The sequence below is a fragment of the Rhodoferax sp. XS2R6 genome (assembly GCF_056521365.1).
The window spans coordinates 294,994-311,317 of the sequence record NZ_JBWMAY010000001.1; the positions used below are offsets into that span (position 1 = coordinate 294,994).

Consider the following 16,324-nt stretch of genomic DNA (forward strand, 5'->3'; position numbering starts at 1 on the left):
CTTCTCCAACGACAGACTATGTGTTCTTGTAGTGCCTGATTTTGCCCTGCGATTCGCCCCTCGCCGCAGAAGCGTGGACAATAGTGTGCATGGCAGAACCCGGCAATTTGCGCATCGTACCCTTGGTAGACCAACGCTCCCGCTCCATCGCTGTCGCCAGCATGGCACCCGACCCGCGTGCAACCTGGCCCGAAGAGGCCGGTTTGACAGATGTGCTTGGCCGCCCGCTGCGGGATTTGCGCATCAGCGTGACCGACCGCTGCAACTTCCGCTGCAGCTACTGCATGCCCAAGGAGGTGTTCGACAAGGACTACCAGTACCTGCCGCAGACCGCCCTGTTGAACTTTGAAGAAATCACCCGGTTGGCGCGCCAGTTTGTCGCCCAAGGGGTGCGCAAGATACGCCTCACCGGCGGTGAACCCTTGCTGCGCAAGAACATCGAGGTTTTGGTCGCGCAGTTGGCGACCCTGCGCACACCCGATGGCCTGCCACTGGACCTGACTCTGACCACCAATGGCTCCCTGCTAGCCAAAAAAGCGCGCGCACTCAAAGATGCAGGGCTCCAGCGCCTGACGGTCAGTTTGGATGGACTGGACGACGCCGTCTTCCGCAGCATGAACGATGTGGATTTTCCGGTCGAAGACGTGCTGCGTGGCATCGACGCCGCGCAGGCCGCGGGCCTGGGACCGATCAAGGTGAACATGGTGGTCAAACGGGGCACCAACGAGCAGCAGATACTGCCCATGGCCCGGCACTTCAAGGGCACGGGCATCGTGCTGCGTTTCATCGAATACATGGATGTGGGCGCCACCAATGGCTGGCGCATGGACGAGGTGATGCCCTCGGCCGACGTGGTCCGCCTGCTGCAAACCGAATGGCCCCTGGTGGCCCTGGAACACGCCAGCGCGGGAGAAACCGCACAACGCTGGGGATACGCGGACGCCACAGGACGGCATGACACCGAGGCGGGAGAAGTTGGTGTGATCAGCAGCGTCACCCAGGCCTTTTGCGGTGACTGCAACCGGGCCCGACTCTCCACCGAAGGGCAGTTGTACCTGTGCCTGTTCGCCAGCCAGGGCTACGACTTGCGCAGCCTGCTGCGCAGCGGCAATGACGATGCACCACTGGCTGCCGCGATTCGCCGGATCTGGCACCAGCGCAGCGAACAGTATTCAGCCTTGCGCAGCGCCCTGCCCGCTGACGCTGCATCTGCGGTGCGCCGGGTGGAGATGAGTTACATCGGTGGCTGAATTCAGCCCAGCACCTGCTGCCAGCCCCGCCAACACTTTGTGCGTGGTTTTGGCAGGTGGCCAGGGCCAGCGCATGGGCGGCGTGGATAAGGGGCTGCAGCTCTACCAAAACCAAGCATTGGTCGCCTGGAGTCTGGCCCGCCTGCGGGCACAAAGCTGGGGAGTTGCGCAGCACATCGGCATCAGTGCCAATCGCAACCTGGAAAAATACGCCTCATTGGGTTACCCCGTCTGGGCAGATGCACGTCCCGGTTACGACGGTCCGCTGCAAGGCGTTATGGCATCCCTGCAACACGCCAACAGCTGGCCAGTGCCGCTCCATTACGTGCTTTTGGTGCCGTGCGACACGCCACACTTGCCACTGGATCTGGCCCTGCGCTTGTCGAGCGCACTAGCGGCCACACCAGCCCGCTTGGCGGCCGCGCGCGCAAACGCACGCACCCACCCATTGGCCTGCCTGCTGTCTCTCCATGTGATGCCGGAACTAGGCCGCTACCTGGACAGCGGGCAACGCAAAGTGCAGACGTGGATGGAGGCCTGCGGAGTGCAGTGGGTAGACTTTGACACGCCGGCCTATGCGGCCAATGCGTTTGACAACTTGAACAACTTGGCGGACCTGGCCGCCAAGCCCCCTCCCTAGTTCAGACCGGGTCTTTTTTAGCGCCTGGTGCGTGTTTGCGGGCCAGCAGGGTGTACATGGTGGGAACCACAAACACCGTCAACAAGGTCCCCACCGACATGCCCCCGACGATCACCCAGCCAATCTGCTGACGGCTCTCGGCCCCTGCGCCCGAGGCCAAGGCCAGTGGAATCGCGCCCAGCACCATGGCACCAGTGGTCATCAAAATCGGGCGAATGCGCTGGGCGGCGGACTGCTGAATCGCCTGCAGCGTCTGCATGCCCTGCTCGCGCAACTGGTTGGCAAACTCCACCATCAAAATGCCGTGTTTGGTAATCAGACCCACCAGGGTGATGAGGCCAATCTGGCTGAACACATTCAAGGTGCCCCCGGACCACTTGAGCGCCACCAATGCACCCGCCATGGACAGCGGTACGCTAAGCATGATGACAAGTGGGTCCACAAAACTCTCGAACTGCGCGGCCAGCACCAGAAAAATAAACACCAAGGCCAGCAAAAACACCAGCGTCAACGAGTCCGAGGACTTGCGGAACTCGCGGCTGGAACCGTTTACATCGGTGGCGTAACCTGGCTTGAGCACTTTCTTGGCGGTAGCGTCCAGAAAATCCAGTGCTTCGCCCAAAGAGTAGTCAGGCGACAGGTTCGCCGTCACGGTGGCCGAACGGCGCTGGCCAAAGTGGTTCAACTCACGCGGAACCACCACCTCCTTGATTTTGACCAAGGCAGACAGGGGCACCATGGTATCGCCCTTGGCACGTACAAAAATATTCTCGATGTCGTCGGGTGTATCCCGGCCGGCCGACGCGGTACGCACCACCACATCGTATTGCTCACCGTCGCGTTTGTAACGGGTCACATTGCGCCCCCCCAGCACGGTTTCAATAGAACGCGCAATCACATCCACGCCCACACCCATGTCGGCGGCGCGTTCCCGGTCTACTTCCAGGCGGAATTCGGGTTTGTTGAGGCGCAGATCGGTGTCCACCTGCAGGAAACCCGGGTTTTTGGCCAATTCATCCTGAAACGCACGCACAGCCTGCGACAGGTTCGGGTAACTCTCCGAGGTAATGATCACAAAATTGACAGGGCGCTGGGTAAAACCCTGCCCCAACGAGGGTGGTGTGATCGGGAACGCTGTGACACCGGGCATGCCCGCCACGCGGGGGGTCATTTCACGTGCCATCTCGATCGTGGTGCGCTGACGCTCTTCCCAGGGTACAGCTCGAAAAAACACATTGCCCTGGGCCACCGTGGGGCTGCCGATGTTGGCAAAAATGCGGTCAAACTCTGGAAAATTCTCACCCACTTTCTCGATGGAGCGCGCGTAACGGTTGGTGTAGTCCAGCGTGGCGCCATCGGGCGCATTGATCTGCGCCAGCACCACACCCCGGTCCTCCATGGGCGACAGTTCGCGCTTGATGGAACCCATGACCGACCAGGTGACCGCACCGCTGCCCACCATGACCAGCACCACCAGCCAACGGTGGCGCAAGGTCCAAGCTAGTACCGCGCTGTACGCGTTGGTAAAAGACACCAAGGCATGCTCCATGCCACGGTCAAACCAGCTGGGGCGCGGGTTGTGGCGCAGCAGCACAGAAGACATCATGGGCGACAGCGTGAGCGCCACCAGACCTGACACCAGCACCGCGCCCGCCAAGGCCAGAGCAAACTCGGTGAACAGGCGCCCGGTACGGCCCGGCGCAAAGGCCAGAGGCACATACACCGCCACCAGCGTCAGTGTCATGGCCACAATCGCAAAGCCCACCTCCCGTGCGCCCTGAATGGCAGCCTGAAACGGCGGCACTCCGTCCTCGATGTGCCGGTAGATGTTCTCCAGCATCACGATGGCATCGTCCACCACCAGGCCAATGGCCAGCACCAGGGCCAGCAGCGTTAGGGTGTTGATACTGAAGCCTGCCAACGCCATCAGGGCAAAAGCCCCAATCAGCGCGACCGGAATGGTGACCAACGGAATGATGGCGGCACGCAAGGTGCGCAGGAAAACAAAAATCACCAGCGCCACCAACACCGAGGCCTCCACAATGGTCTGGTACACGGCCTTGATGGAACGGTCGATAAAGACCGAGTTGTCATTGGCAATCTCCACCACCACCCCCGGTGGCAGGTCCTTCTGGATCTTGTCCATCAGGGCGCGTACGCCCGCAGACAAATCCAGCGGATTGGCCGTCGCCTGGCGGATCACCCCCACGCCAATAGCGTCCTTGCCATTGAGGCGCACACTGGACCGTTCCTCTGCCGGCCCCTGGGCCACGCGTGCCACATCGGCAATACGCACCGGAAACCCGTTCACCGTTTTGACAATCACTTGCGAGAACTCACCAGGCCGGCTCAAATCGGTCGCCGCGGTGACGTTGAATTCGCGCAAGTTGCTTTCAATACGCCCGGCGGGTACTTCAAGATTGGAGCGACGCAAGGCGTCTTCCACATCCTGGATCGTCAAGCGAAATGCAGCCAGCTTGGCCGGGTCCAGGGAGATTTGCATGGAAAACTTGCGCTCTCCCGAAATCGTGACATCTGCGGCTCCGGGCGCTGTCTGCAAGATGGGCTTGACCAGGGTGTTGGCCATCTCGGACAGCTGCAGGGCGTTATGCGTGTCCGAGCTCAGCGACAAAAAAATCACCGGGAATGCATCGGCCTCGACCTTGGCAATCACCGGTTCGTCAATACCCTGTGGCAGGCGCTGGCGCACGCGAGAGGTTTTGTCCCGCACATCGGCCGCCGCCGAGTCAGCGTCGCGCGACAGTGCAAAACGGATGGAAATCTGGCTGCGTTCCTGGCGGCTGCTGGAGGTAATGACATCCACCCCCTCAATGCCGGCCAATGAGTCTTCCAGCACCTTGGTGACCTGCGCTTCCACCACCTCACTAGAGGCACCGGCAAAACGCGTGGTCACGGTGACCACAGGCTCATCAATCTTGGGGTACTCCCGGACCGACAGCCCGGTGAAGGACACCGCGCCGACCAACATGATGAGCAGGGACAGCACGGTCGCAAAGACCGGCCGGCGGATGGAGGTTTCTGCCAATTGCATGGTGCATCAGCCTCCGGAAGCGCGCGCAGCAGGCGCGCTGGCGGGAGCAGATGCGGCAGAGGCCGGACCTGCAGCAGGCGCACGCCCCAACTCCACAATGCGCACGGCCGTACCGTCGCGCTGCAAACGCTGCTGGCCAGCAACCACAATGGTCTGGCCTTCACTCAAGCCTTCACTCACCTCGACCTTGCCCTGGCGGCGCACGCCCAGTTTCACTTCCTGCCGTTTGGAGACCCACTCCGTGTCCGGCGGCAGATTGGCCGCCGATGGCATTTCCGAGGGCGCCACCACCAGCACCACAAACTGCTTGCCACCTTGGGGAACCAGGGCTTCTTCCGGCACCACCAGCGCTGCGGTGTTGACCCCAAAAATGGCGGTCACGCGAGCAAACATGCCGGGCCGCAACGGAGCACCACCACCCGCACCCGCGGGTTCTCCACCGTTGTTGGGCAACATTGCGCGCACCCCGACCGAACGGCCATTGGCGTCCAGCAAAGGGTCTACCGCCTCAATACGCGCCTTGAAAGCGCGGCCGGGAAAAGCATCCAGGGCCAGCTCCACCACCAGACCAGGGCGCAGCTTGCGTTGGTAACGTTCGGGCAGGCGGAAGTCCACCAGCATGCTGCCCGTGTCTTCAAGGTTGATAAGGTCCGCACCGTCCTTGACATAGTCGCCTACGTTCACGGCACGCAAGCCCACCGTGCCATCAAAGGGCGCCACGATGGCCATGCGCCCCAAACGGGCCTGGGCCAGCGAGAGCTGTGCCTGCACCACTTGCACATTGGCAGCACTCTCGTCCAGCACCCGCTGGGCCACAAAATTCTGCGCTACCAGCTCCTGGTTGCGCTTGAAGTTGGCCTCGGCAATAGACAGCTGCGCCTGCGCCTGGCTCAGCTCGGCGCGTTGCAGGGTGTCGTCCAGCTGCACCAGCAATTGCCCCCTGCGCACCGTCGCACCGTCTTTGAAACCCAGGGTTTTGACCCGGCCGGCCACCTCCGGCCGCACCATCACACTCTGGCGTGAACGCAAAGACCCTACCGACTGGGCGTCGTCCTGCAAAGTGATGCGGGCCACCTTGGCCACCTCCACCCCAGCGGGCCGTGCTGGTGCGGCAGCAGGTGACTTGCCCGCCGGCTGTGCGCTGGCATTGCCCGCCAAAACTTCTTTGGGGCCCTGGGGCTTGGACTGGTGCCACCACGCCGCACCGGACAGGGCCGCGATACCCACAATTGCGACCGCAGAATAAACAGCTTTAGATGCCATAGGAAGAAATCGGTGGAGTGGGTTGTAAACAGACTAATCGTCAATGGTAGCGTCGGTGCATGACACTGGGCGTGGACCGACGCAAGCCCCGTGCCTGCGCACAGGAATTCAAGCCCACGGCGCTAGCCGCGCCCCAACACCTTATCCACCCCTTGGTTGGCCAGCGCATCCGCACGCTCATTGCCGGGGTCACCGGCATGGCCCTTCACCCAGCGCCAGTCGATGGTGTGGCCTGATGTACTCACCAGCTGGTCCAACTGCTGCCACAAATCCACGTTTTTGACCGGCTGCTTGGCAGCCGTCTTCCATCCTTTGGCTTTCCAGCCCACCAACCATTCGGTAATGCCCTTGAGCACATACTGGCTGTCCAAATGCAACACCACCGCGCAGGGGCGCTTGAGTGCCGCCAGGGCCTGGATCACGGCCATCATTTCCATACGGTTGTTGGTCGTGCCCAACTCTCCGCCAAACAGCTCTTTTTCGCTCCCGTCGGGAGACCGCAACAACACCCCCCAGCCACCGGGCCCGGGGTTGCCCTTGCAGGCGCCATCGGTATAAATCACCACTGAATTCATGCTCTGAGTCACTTTCCTGATACTTTCATTCTTGCGCATAACCATTGGGCTGGCTGCGCTGCGCAACCGGGACCGAAGCACCTGCGCGCGCCGGCACCGCCTTCCAGGCTGGGCCCAGCAAACGCATGCCCCGCACCCGCTTTACCGCCACCACAAAATAGGCGGCGCCGACAATCGGCCACCAACGCGGCCCCGCACGGTCCATCCAGGCCCAGCGCTCCAGCCACTTCTCACTGCGCACCGCAGGACGGTAACAGCCAAAACGCCCCTCTTCCACTTCAAAGCTGAGCAAGCGCAACCAATCCCGCAAGCGCCAGTAACCGATGAACTCCCCGCAATCGGGCAAATACAAGTCACCCATGCCCAGCCGCTGGACGGCACGGGCGCGGCGCTGCCGCAGCCCCCACAGGCTGGCCGGGTTCAGACCGCAAATCACCACGCGCCCTTCGGGTACCAGCACCCGCTCCACCTCGCGCAGGGTGGCATGGGGATCGGCACTGAGCTCCAGTGTGTGGGGCAAGACCACCAAATCCAGGCTGCAGGCCGAAAAAGGCAAGGCGGCGTAGTCGGTCACCAACGCAGTGCGCAGCGCAGAAGCGCCCGGCACGGGCTCGGGCGTAGGCATACCCAGCCACTGGTGGGGCATGCGGTTGGCCCGCAGGCCATGCAACTGCGGCACCCCCAGTTGCAACGCGTGGTAACCAAAGATGTCGGCCACCGCGGACTGCAGCTGCGCATCTTCCCAGCGCAACAGGTACTGGCCCGCCGGCGTTTGGAACCAGTCGTGCAAACCTATAATTTGTTCGCTCATGACGTTAATACCGCTACCCGCGTTTTCAGACAACTATGTCTGGATGTTGCACGATGGACGAGAAGCACTGGTGGTGGACCCGGGAGACGCTGCGCCTGTATTGCAGGCCCTGCAGCGGGAAGGCGTTGAACTGCGCAGCATTCTAGTCACCCACCACCATGCCGACCACACGGGAGGCGTGGACATTCTGCGCAACACCACAGGTGCCCAGGTCTGGGGCCCCGCCCAGGAAACCATTCCAACGCCTTACCAGCCCCTGGTGCAGGGCCAGCAGGTCCACAGCCTGGGCTTGGCCTTTGAGGTGATGGACGTACCGGGCCACACCGCAGGCCATATTGCTTTCTACACCGCAGACATGGACGGCGCACCCCTGCTTTTTTGCGGCGACACCCTTTTCAGCGCGGGCTGCGGCCGCCTGTTTGAAGGCACGCCCGCCCAGATGGAGGATTCCCTGGACCGGCTAGCCGCCCTGCCCGCCACCACCCGGGTATGCTGCACCCATGAGTACACCCTGAGCAATCTGCGCTTCGCACTGACCGTGGACCCGGACAACGCCGACTTGTTGGCCTACCAGGCCCATTGCCGGGCACTGCGCGACCAAGATTTGCCCACCTTGCCGTCTTCGATAGACTTGGAGCGGCGCATCAACCCTTTTTTGCGCGCATCCGCGCCACCCATCCTGGCCGCCCTGCGTCAATTTGACGCGCCCGGGCTGGCCCGCGATGGAGCCTTTGCCACGCTGCGGCGTTGGAAGAACGAATACCGATGAAATTTCTAAAAATCACCAGCCTGTTGGCCATGGCCCTGCTGACTGCTTGCGCCAGCACGCCACAACCCGTTAACAGCAGCGTTGAAGCGACCGGCACCACAACCACAACCAGCAGCACAAGCCCCACACCAGCAGACAACCTGAACCTGCAAACCAGCCGGGAGCTGCAACGCAAGGCGCCCGTGAAACCGAGCGCGCCAGAGCGCAGCACCAACACGGGCCCATTGAGCAATATTGACGCCCAGTCGCTGCCCTCGCGTACCGTGGTCGCCCTGGCCCCGCCAGCCGACCTGTGGGAACGTATTCGCCGGGGCTACGGCATGCCCGACCTGGACACCGAGCTGGTGCGTGACCGGGAGCAGTGGTACAGCAGCCGCCCCGATTACATCTTCCGCATGACGGAGCGCTCCAAAAAGTACCTGTTCCACATTGTTGAAGAATTGGAGTTGCGCGGCATGCCGACCGAACTGGCCTTGCTGCCGTTCATCGAGAGCGCCTTCAACCCCCAGGCGGTGTCGAGCGCCAAGGCGGCCGGCATGTGGCAGTTCATGCCCGCCACCGGCAAGTACTTCGAACTCAAACAAAACGCGTTCCGTGATGATCGCCGCGACGTACTCGCCTCCACCCGTGCCGCACTGGACTACCTGCAAAAGCTGCACGGCATGTTTGGCAACTGGCATCTGGCCCTGGCGGCCTACAACTGGGGGGAAGGCAGCGTGGGGCGCGCCATTGCCAAAAACAAACGCGCGGGCCAGGCCACTACCTACCAGGACCTGGGCATGCCTATGGAAACGCGGTTTTACGTGCCCAAGCTGCAAGCGGTCAAAAACATCGTCTCCAACCCGGCCCAGTTCAATTCCAAGTTACCCCTGATTGAAAACCACCCCTACTTCCAGACGGTCACCATCCAGCGCGACATTGACCTGACCCTGGCCGCCAAGCTGGCCGAAGTGGACCTGGCCGACTTCAAGGCTTTGAACCCGTCCATCAACCGCCCCGTCATCCTGGCCGCGGGCACGCCACAAATCCTGCTGCCCTGGGACAACGCCGAAGTGTTTCAGTCCAACCTGGAGGCCTATGGCAGCAACCGCCTGGCCAGCTGGACCGCCTGGGTCGCCCCCACCACCCTGCGCCCGGCCGATGTGGCCAAGCGGGTAGGCATGTCCGAGAGCGAGTTGCGCAGCATCAACAACATCCCTGCCCGCGTCGTCATCCGTGCGGGCTCCACGCTGCTGGTGCCGCGTAGCGCACACATGGCCGATGTGACAGAAAAAGTGGCTGACAACGGCCAGCTCACGCTAGCCCCCGAAGTCGCCCTGCGCCGCTCCAGCGTGCGGGCCACCAAGGGCGACAACGTGGCCAGCGTCGCGCGCAAGTACAAGGTCAGTGCGGCCTCGGTGGCCGAATGGAACAAGGTCAGTGCCAGTGCCAGCTTCAAGGCTGGTCAGCAGGTGGTGTTGTTCTTGCCGGCCAAGGCACGCAGCAAAACCAGCACCGCCAAAACCCGTGGCAAAACCACCATTGCCAAAGCGCCCGCCAAAGGCAAAACCGTGGCAGTCAAACCGCGCAGCACGGCCACCAAAGTGGCCAAAAAGTAAGCCGATGCGCGCCGCGTACGCTCAGGCGCAGCCAGGCGCCGGCCGGCCGAGCCGGCCTGTTAGCGGTAGCCGACCAACAAGATGGCGATATTGCTGGCCAGGCCCAGGCTCCAGACAACGGAGCGGGCCGTGCCCAAACCGGCCACGTACATCATGATGTAGAGCATGCGCAGCACGATGAACAGGAAGGCCAGAATGTCCAGCCGTGCCTGGTGCGCGCCAAGCTGGTGGGCAATGATGACCGCACCAATAAAAAACGGCAGCGCCTCAAAACTGTTGGCCTGCGCCCCGTTGGCGCGGGCACGCCAGTCGGTCTGGCGCGCCAGCCATTCGCGCGGATTCACATTGTCGTAACCGCCCTCGCGGCGCGGCACATTGACGCGGCCCCACTTGGCCAGTCCGGCACAGGCAATAGGCAACAACGCGGCAATCAGCACGCACCAATAAGCAACAGTGAAATGGGGGTATTGCATGAACAAATTACTTTCAAAAATCAGCCCGGACCGGCGCAGCACACGTTAGCGGCGGTCGACCAGGGCATGGGCAATAGTGCCCAGATCCACATACTCCAGCTCGCTGCCCACGGGCACACCGCGCGCCAGGCGCGTAGGCTTTAGCCCCCGCGCCTTGAGCCCTTCAGCAATCACATAGGCGGTAGCCTCGCCTTCGGCCGTGAAGTTGGTGGCCAGAATCACTTCCTGCACCAGACCATCACAGGCACGCTCAAACAACTTCTTCAAACCCAGGTCGTGCGGCCCCACGCCGTCCAGCGGACTGAGCTTTCCCATGAGCACGAAGTACAGGCCCTTGTAAGCGCCCGTGCGCTCCATGGCGGCCTGGTCGGCTGGGGTCTCCACCACACACAGCTGGCTGTGGTCGCGCCGCGGGTCCAGACAGGAAGCACATACCGACTGCTCGGTGAATGTGTGGCAGCGTTCGCAGTGGTGCACCTGGGTGCTGGCTTGTTGCAAGGCCTGTGCCAGCAGCTGGGCACCGGGACGGTCATGCTGCAGCAGGTGGAAAGCCATGCGCTGGGCCGACTTCACCCCCACGCCCGGCAGGCGTTTGAGCGCCTGGACCAGGGCGTCTAAGGCGTTGGTATCGGACACAGGGTACGAAGCAGCGTGGCGGCGTTCAGAACGGGAACTTCATGCCACCGGGCAAACCTGGCATGCCGGCGGTGAGTTTGCCCATTTTTTCGGTCGAAGTCTCTTCAGCCTTGCGTACGGCGGCGTTGAAGGCGGCGGCCACCAGGTCTTCCAACATGTCCTTGTCATCGGCCAGCAGGCTGGGGTCGATGGTGATGCGTTTGACATCATGTTTGCAGGTCATGGTAACTTTCACCAGCCCGGCGCCGGACTCGCCCGTCACCTCGATATTGCCCAGCTCGTCCTGGGCTTTTTTCATGTTGTCCTGCATCGCCTGGGCTTGTTTCATCAGGCCTGCGAGTTGTCCTTTGTTGAACATGGATGTCCTTGAGTGAGAAAGAGAAAAAAGGGGCCAGCCCTAAAGGGGCCGGATGGAACCGGGCACGATTTTCGCGCCAAAGTGTTGCACCATGGATTGCACAAACGGGTGGTCTGAGATTATCTTCTCGGCCGCCAACTGCTTCTCGGCAGATGCAGCTGCGTTGCGCCGCCCCGGGCTGTCGGTCACCCGCCCCACCTCGACCGCCAGCTTGACCGGGAAACCTGCCGCGGCCAATGCGGCAGTCAGCCGGTCCCGTGTCGCGGGCTGGTTCAGCGATTCACGCTCCAGCCGCAGCAGCCACTGGTCGGTGTCGCGCGCAATCAGCTGCGACTGCAAGGCCAGTTCACGCACCATGGCAGTGATCGCCTCGGACTGGATCAACTGCTGCACCGTGGCGTGCCAGAAGTCGCCCTCTTCGGTGGGCAATAACACTTGTGGTGCTTGTGTGGCCACTGCATCTGATCGGCTTTCGGCCTGGGTCCGCACCGGGACTGCTACAACTTTAGTAGCTGTTTGCGCAGATACCACGGGGGCTAGAGGCCTATTTTGATCCTCATACAGATCGGCGGGCTCTTCGTCCTCGTCCGGGCCACTGTCGCGCACCGTCAACACTTGACCGGGGGGAATGTCTGCCGGTTCCTGCACAGCAACAGCGGGCTCGGGCGCAGCGGGCGCGTCTTCCCAGGGCTGTACCACCGGGGGGGGCGCCACGGCAGGTGCCAGCACAGGCGCAGCAGGCACGGGGGCCACAACCGGCACAGGGGCGATCACAGGACGGGGCACAGGCACCGGCATGGCGGCGGCCACAGGCACGGGAGCCACTGCGGGCAGCGTGCGAACCGGTACCGTGGCGTCAGTTAGAGTTTTTTTTTCAGCCAGTGGCGCTGCGCCGGTCTGGGGCTTGAAGGCCAGCAGGCGCAGCAACACCATGGTCAACGCCGCGTATTCGTCGGGCGCCAAGCCCAGGTCGGCACGGCCATGCAGACAGATGCTGTAGAGCAGCTGGGTTTCATCGGCAGGCAGCAGGCCAGCCAGGCGGGCGGTGTCTGCCGCTTCGGGGTCACTATCGTCGGCAGCGGCCGCAGCCCCCATGGCCTGCAGCACCGCCATGCGCTGCAGCACGGTGGACATTTCTTCGAGGGTGGAGGCCGCGCTCAGGCCGTTGTGGCGCAGGGCTTCGGAGGTTTCCACCACGGTCTTGCCGTCGCCCAGCGCCAGCGCCTCAATCAGGCGGAACACGTACGAGCGGTCCACACTGCCTAGCATTTGGCGCACCGTGGCCTCCTGCAACTGGCCCGAGCCAAAGGCAATCGCCTGGTCCGTCAGGCTAAGCGCGTCGCGCATGGAGCCGCGGGCGGCGCGGGCCAAGAGGCGCAGGGCTTGCACTTCGGAACTTACCTGCTCCACCTCCAACACCTTGGTCAGGTGTTCGCGGATGGTCTCGGGCGCCATGGGACGCAGGTTGAACTGCAGGCAGCGGCTCAGCACGGTCACCGGCACCTTTTGCGGGTCGGTCGTGGCCAGCACAAATTTCAAATACTCGGGCGGCTCCTCCAGCGTTTTCAACATCGCGTTGAACGCCGTGTTGGTGAGCATGTGCACTTCGTCGATCATGAAGACCTTGAAACGCCCCTGCACCGGCTTGTAAACCGCCTGCTCCAGCAGGGCCTGCACTTCGTCCACACCGCGGTTGCTAGCGGCATCCAGTTCGGTGTAATCGACAAACCGTCCGCTATCAATATCAGAGCATGCCTGGCACACACCACAAGGGGTGGCGGTGATTCCGCCATTGCCATCGACGCCCTGGCAGTTGAGCGACTTGGCCAGAATGCGCGACACCGTGGTCTTGCCCACGCCGCGCGTGCCGGTAAACAGGTAGGCGTGGTGGAGGCGCTGGGTGGTCAGCGCATTGGTCAGGGCTTGCACCACATGGTCCTGCCCCACCATTTCGGTGAAGTTGCGCGGACGGTATTTGCGGGCGAGCACGAGGTAAGACATGCTCCGATTCTAGTGCGCCGCCCCTGCCAGTCTCAGTTAGACTGGAAGCCCACAAAGACCACCACCCACACCAACGTGCCCACTTTGTTGAGAAGCTGCTTTTTATGGCTGTCTTTTGTGCTGGCGGCTTGCCTGTGGAGCAGCGCAGTGCAGGCCGGCGGTACCTTGCGGGTACTGGCTTGGGCGGGTTATGCCGACCCTGACATCGTCAAAACCTTCGAGCAACGCACCGGAGCCAAGGTCGAAGTCAGCTATATCGACACCGACGAGGCCCTGTGGGCGCGTATCTCCAAAAACCAGGCCGGCGACTTCGATGTCTTCGCCGTGAATACGGCCGAACTGCAGCGCTACATCCAGACAGCGCTGGTCGTCCCCATCAATCTGCGCGCCATCACCAACACCCAGCGCCAGCTGCCGCGCTTCCAGGCATTGGCCAAGATTCCCGGCATCGTGCATGGCGAGAAGGTGTTTGCCATCCCCTACACCTACGCCGAAATGGGCTTGATCTATGACCGCAAGCAGATCAAAACACCGCCCACCTCCCTCAAGGCGCTGTGGGACCCGCGTTACCAAGGCAAGGTCTTGCTCTACAACGGAGGCTCCCACAGCTTCTCTCTGGCTGCACAGGCCCTGGGCAGCCCAACCCCGTTTGCACTGCCGACCGCGCAGTGGGAAGGCGCGGTGGAACAACTGATTGCGCTCAGGCGCAATGCCCTGACCTTCTACACCCAGCTGGACGACTCGGTGCACTGGTTCCAGAGCCGCAAGGCCGCTTTGCTGTTTGCCAACTATGGCTCCCAACAATTCAAGCAACTCCAGGCCGCAGGCCTGGATGTGGGCTACGCCATCCCCAAGGAGGGGGCGCTGGCCTGGCTGGACTGCTGGGTCATCACCCGCAGCGCCAAAAACCCGGCGCTGGCCGAAGCCTGGATCAACTACACGCTGGAAGACGGCCCCGGCAAGGTGCTGCTGGACCGCCAGGGCCTGGCCAACACCACCGCCCCCTCGCCTTACCTGAGGCCGGAGGACAAACTGATTTGGCTGGAGCCAGTGGAAAACGTGGAACGCAGAAACCAGCTGTGGAACCGCATTGTGTCTGGCGACCGCGCCAGCAAGGTGCTGGCGCCATGAAGTTCGGCATCAGCGCCCGGCTGACCCTGGTGCTGGCCCTGGTGGGCCTGCTGGTGGCGGATTTTACCGGGTTTTACGCCTTCCATGTCAGCCGCAGCCTGCTGGTCCAGTCCTCGCAAAACGAGCTGTTGCTGTCCACCCAGGTACTGGCGCGCCGCATTGCGCTCACGCGCCAGGAGGTTTCGCGCAACCTCATGGTGCTGGCGTCCCACCCGGCGGCCCAGGCCTCTCTGCAGCCCCGGTCACCCAGTGCCCAGGCGCAAATGGCCACACTGTTCAAGGTGCTGATGGAGGCCAACCCGGCCTACCTGCAGATCCGCCTGATCAGCGCGCAAGACCACGGCATGGAACGGGTGCGCGTAGACCGCGACAGCGGCACCCTGCAGGAGGTGACCGGTGAGGATTTACAGGAAAAAGGCCACTTTGCCTATGTGTCCGAAACCCTCAAGCTGGCCTACGGCGAGACCTACCTGTCGCCCATCGCCATCAACCATGAACAGGGCTCCCACGCGGGCCTGGACCGCCCCACCCTGCAACTGGCTACCCCGGTGAGTGACCCCCACGGCCTGGCCCTGGGCCTGCTGGTCATCAACCTGGACCTGGACGGCATGTTTGCCCTGCTCTCGGCCGACCTGCCCAAAGATTTTTCGCTCTACCTGTCCAATCACCGCGGCGACTACCTGATCCACCCCGACAGCAGCAAAACCTTCGGATTTGACAAGGGACGCCGGGTGCTGGTGCAAGACGAATTTCCGCAAACCGAGGCCTTGCTGCGCCAGAACACCGAATACATCTTGCTGCAGGCTGATCAGGGCCTGCATGCCTTTTCGCCCCTGCTGGCCGCGTTCATTGGCCGCCCGGTGCTGGTTAGGGGCGAAGAAAACCACCTGATCTTGGGACTGGCCCGCCCGCTGGAGGGGGTGCTGCAGCAAACCGACCAGCTCGGACGCACCATTGTGCAAATCGTCATTCTGGTGAGCCTGGCCTGCGCCTTGCTGGCCGTGCTGGTCGCGCGTGCGCTCACACGCCCCATCAACAGCATGATTGCGGCGGTGCACCGCTTCTCCAACGACAACAAGGCCTTGCCCCTGCCGGTGGAACGCAGCGACGAAATCGGCACGCTGGCGCGCAGCTTTGCCCGCATGCAGGGCCAGATTCGCAAGCAAATGGACGACCTGCACGACAGCCGCGAAGAGCTCGAACACCTGGCCCAACACGACATGCTGACGGAGCTGCCCAATCGGCGCATGTTCATGGATCGGCTGGCGCAGGCCATCGCCCGGGCCGAGCGTACGGAAGAAGGTTTTGCCCTGCTGTTCATCGACGTGGACAACTTCAAAAACTTCAACGACAGCCTGGGCCACGCCGCTGGCGACGCCGTGCTCAAGACCGTGGCGCAGCGCCTGGCCAGCAACACCCGCAAGGTGGACACGGTGGCCCGCCTGGGTGGCGACGAATTTGTGGTGATGATCGACAACTTCTCGGAACGCAACCTGATCAGCGCATTCACCGAAAAATTGCTGGCCGCCCTCAAAGCGCCCATGGACTTTGAGGGCCACACCCTGTGTGTGGAATTCAGTGTCGGCATCAGCCAGTTCCCTGACGACGGCCACACCGCCGAAGAGGTGATCAACAACGCCGACCGGGCCATGTACCGCACCAAGGCCGGTGGCCGCAATGGCTACCGCTTCACGTCGGATGCCAACACCCAGCCCAACCTGCTCTGAGGCGGTCCGAAACCACCCGCGCTTTGGGTACAATGCAGGC

At 62.6% G+C, this 16,324-nt stretch carries 14 protein-coding genes; 6 read left to right on the forward strand and 8 right to left on the reverse strand.

What is annotated here, in order from left to right; translation table 11 throughout:
• Positions 1–161 precede the first annotated feature (161 nt).
• On the forward strand, positions 162–1,250 hold the full coding sequence (gene moaA, locus AC097A_RS01410) for a GTP 3',8-cyclase MoaA (protein WP_479620183.1): 1,089 nt from the start codon (positions 162–164) through the stop codon (positions 1,248–1,250).
• Positions 1,243–1,890, forward strand: a complete 648-nt coding sequence (mobA, locus tag AC097A_RS01415; protein ID WP_479619476.1) for a molybdenum cofactor guanylyltransferase MobA — start codon at positions 1,243–1,245, stop codon at positions 1,888–1,890. Before moaA ends, mobA begins: the two co-directional genes overlap by 8 nt.
• A 1-nt stretch (position 1,891) precedes the next feature.
• On the opposite strand, the gene AC097A_RS01420 is transcribed toward mobA, so the two are convergent.
• The 4 genes from AC097A_RS01420 to AC097A_RS01435 form a co-directional block, all read right to left on the reverse strand.
• A complete protein-coding gene (locus AC097A_RS01420; protein ID WP_479619477.1) occupies positions 1,892–4,942 on the reverse strand; it encodes an efflux RND transporter permease subunit in 3,051 nt (1,016 codons plus the stop codon).
• A gap of 6 nt (positions 4,943–4,948) precedes the next feature.
• Positions 4,949–6,205: an efflux RND transporter periplasmic adaptor subunit gene (locus tag AC097A_RS01425; RefSeq protein ID WP_479619478.1), complete on the reverse strand. Its 1,257-nt coding sequence runs from the start codon at positions 6,203–6,205 to the stop codon at positions 4,949–4,951.
• A 122-nt stretch (positions 6,206–6,327) separates the two neighbouring features.
• On the reverse strand, positions 6,328–6,780 hold the full coding sequence (gene rnhA, locus AC097A_RS01430; RefSeq protein ID WP_105259654.1) for a ribonuclease HI: 453 nt from the start codon (positions 6,778–6,780) through the stop codon (positions 6,328–6,330).
• Between the two features lie 25 nt (positions 6,781–6,805).
• Positions 6,806–7,591, reverse strand: coding sequence for a class I SAM-dependent methyltransferase (locus AC097A_RS01435; protein WP_479619479.1), 786 nt, complete (start codon positions 7,589–7,591; stop codon positions 6,806–6,808).
• Between AC097A_RS01435 and gloB the strand changes: the two genes are divergently transcribed.
• Positions 7,590–8,360, forward strand: a complete 771-nt coding sequence (gene gloB, locus AC097A_RS01440) for a hydroxyacylglutathione hydrolase (protein ID WP_479619480.1) — start codon at positions 7,590–7,592, stop codon at positions 8,358–8,360. The genes AC097A_RS01435 and gloB overlap by 2 nt on opposite strands.
• On the forward strand, positions 8,357–9,958 hold the full coding sequence (locus AC097A_RS01445) for a transglycosylase SLT domain-containing protein (protein ID WP_479619481.1): 1,602 nt from the start codon (positions 8,357–8,359) through the stop codon (positions 9,956–9,958). Before gloB ends, AC097A_RS01445 begins: the two co-directional genes overlap by 4 nt.
• Positions 9,959–10,017: 59 nt before the next feature.
• On the opposite strand, the gene AC097A_RS01450 is transcribed toward AC097A_RS01445, so the two are convergent.
• From AC097A_RS01450 to dnaX, 4 genes are read right to left on the reverse strand one after another with little or no spacing between them, the layout of a single operon-like run.
• Positions 10,018–10,431, reverse strand: coding sequence for an MAPEG family protein (locus AC097A_RS01450; RefSeq protein WP_105260366.1), 414 nt, complete (start codon positions 10,429–10,431; stop codon positions 10,018–10,020).
• 45 nt (positions 10,432–10,476) lie between these two features.
• Positions 10,477–11,067 (reverse strand): recombination mediator RecR, encoded by a 591-nt coding sequence (recR, locus tag AC097A_RS01455; RefSeq protein WP_479619482.1) that lies wholly within the window; start codon positions 11,065–11,067, stop codon positions 10,477–10,479.
• A gap of 25 nt (positions 11,068–11,092) precedes the next feature.
• A complete protein-coding gene (locus tag AC097A_RS01460; RefSeq protein ID WP_105259658.1) occupies positions 11,093–11,425 on the reverse strand; it encodes a YbaB/EbfC family nucleoid-associated protein in 333 nt (110 codons plus the stop codon).
• Positions 11,426–11,464: 39 nt separating this feature from the next.
• Positions 11,465–13,426: a DNA polymerase III subunit gamma/tau gene (gene dnaX, locus AC097A_RS01465; RefSeq protein WP_479619483.1), complete on the reverse strand. Its 1,962-nt coding sequence runs from the start codon at positions 13,424–13,426 to the stop codon at positions 11,465–11,467.
• Positions 13,427–13,501: 75 nt separating this feature from the next.
• On the opposite strand from dnaX, the gene AC097A_RS01470 reads away from it, so the two are divergent.
• The gene (locus AC097A_RS01470; protein ID WP_479619484.1) at positions 13,502–14,557 is read left to right on the forward strand and encodes an ABC transporter substrate-binding protein; all 1,056 of its coding nucleotides are present in this window, start codon (positions 13,502–13,504) and stop codon (positions 14,555–14,557) included.
• Entirely contained in the window at positions 14,554–16,284 is a 1,731-nt protein-coding gene (locus tag AC097A_RS01475; protein ID WP_479619485.1) for a diguanylate cyclase domain-containing protein, read from the forward strand. Before AC097A_RS01470 ends, AC097A_RS01475 begins: the two co-directional genes overlap by 4 nt.
• Positions 16,285–16,324 lie beyond the last annotated feature (40 nt).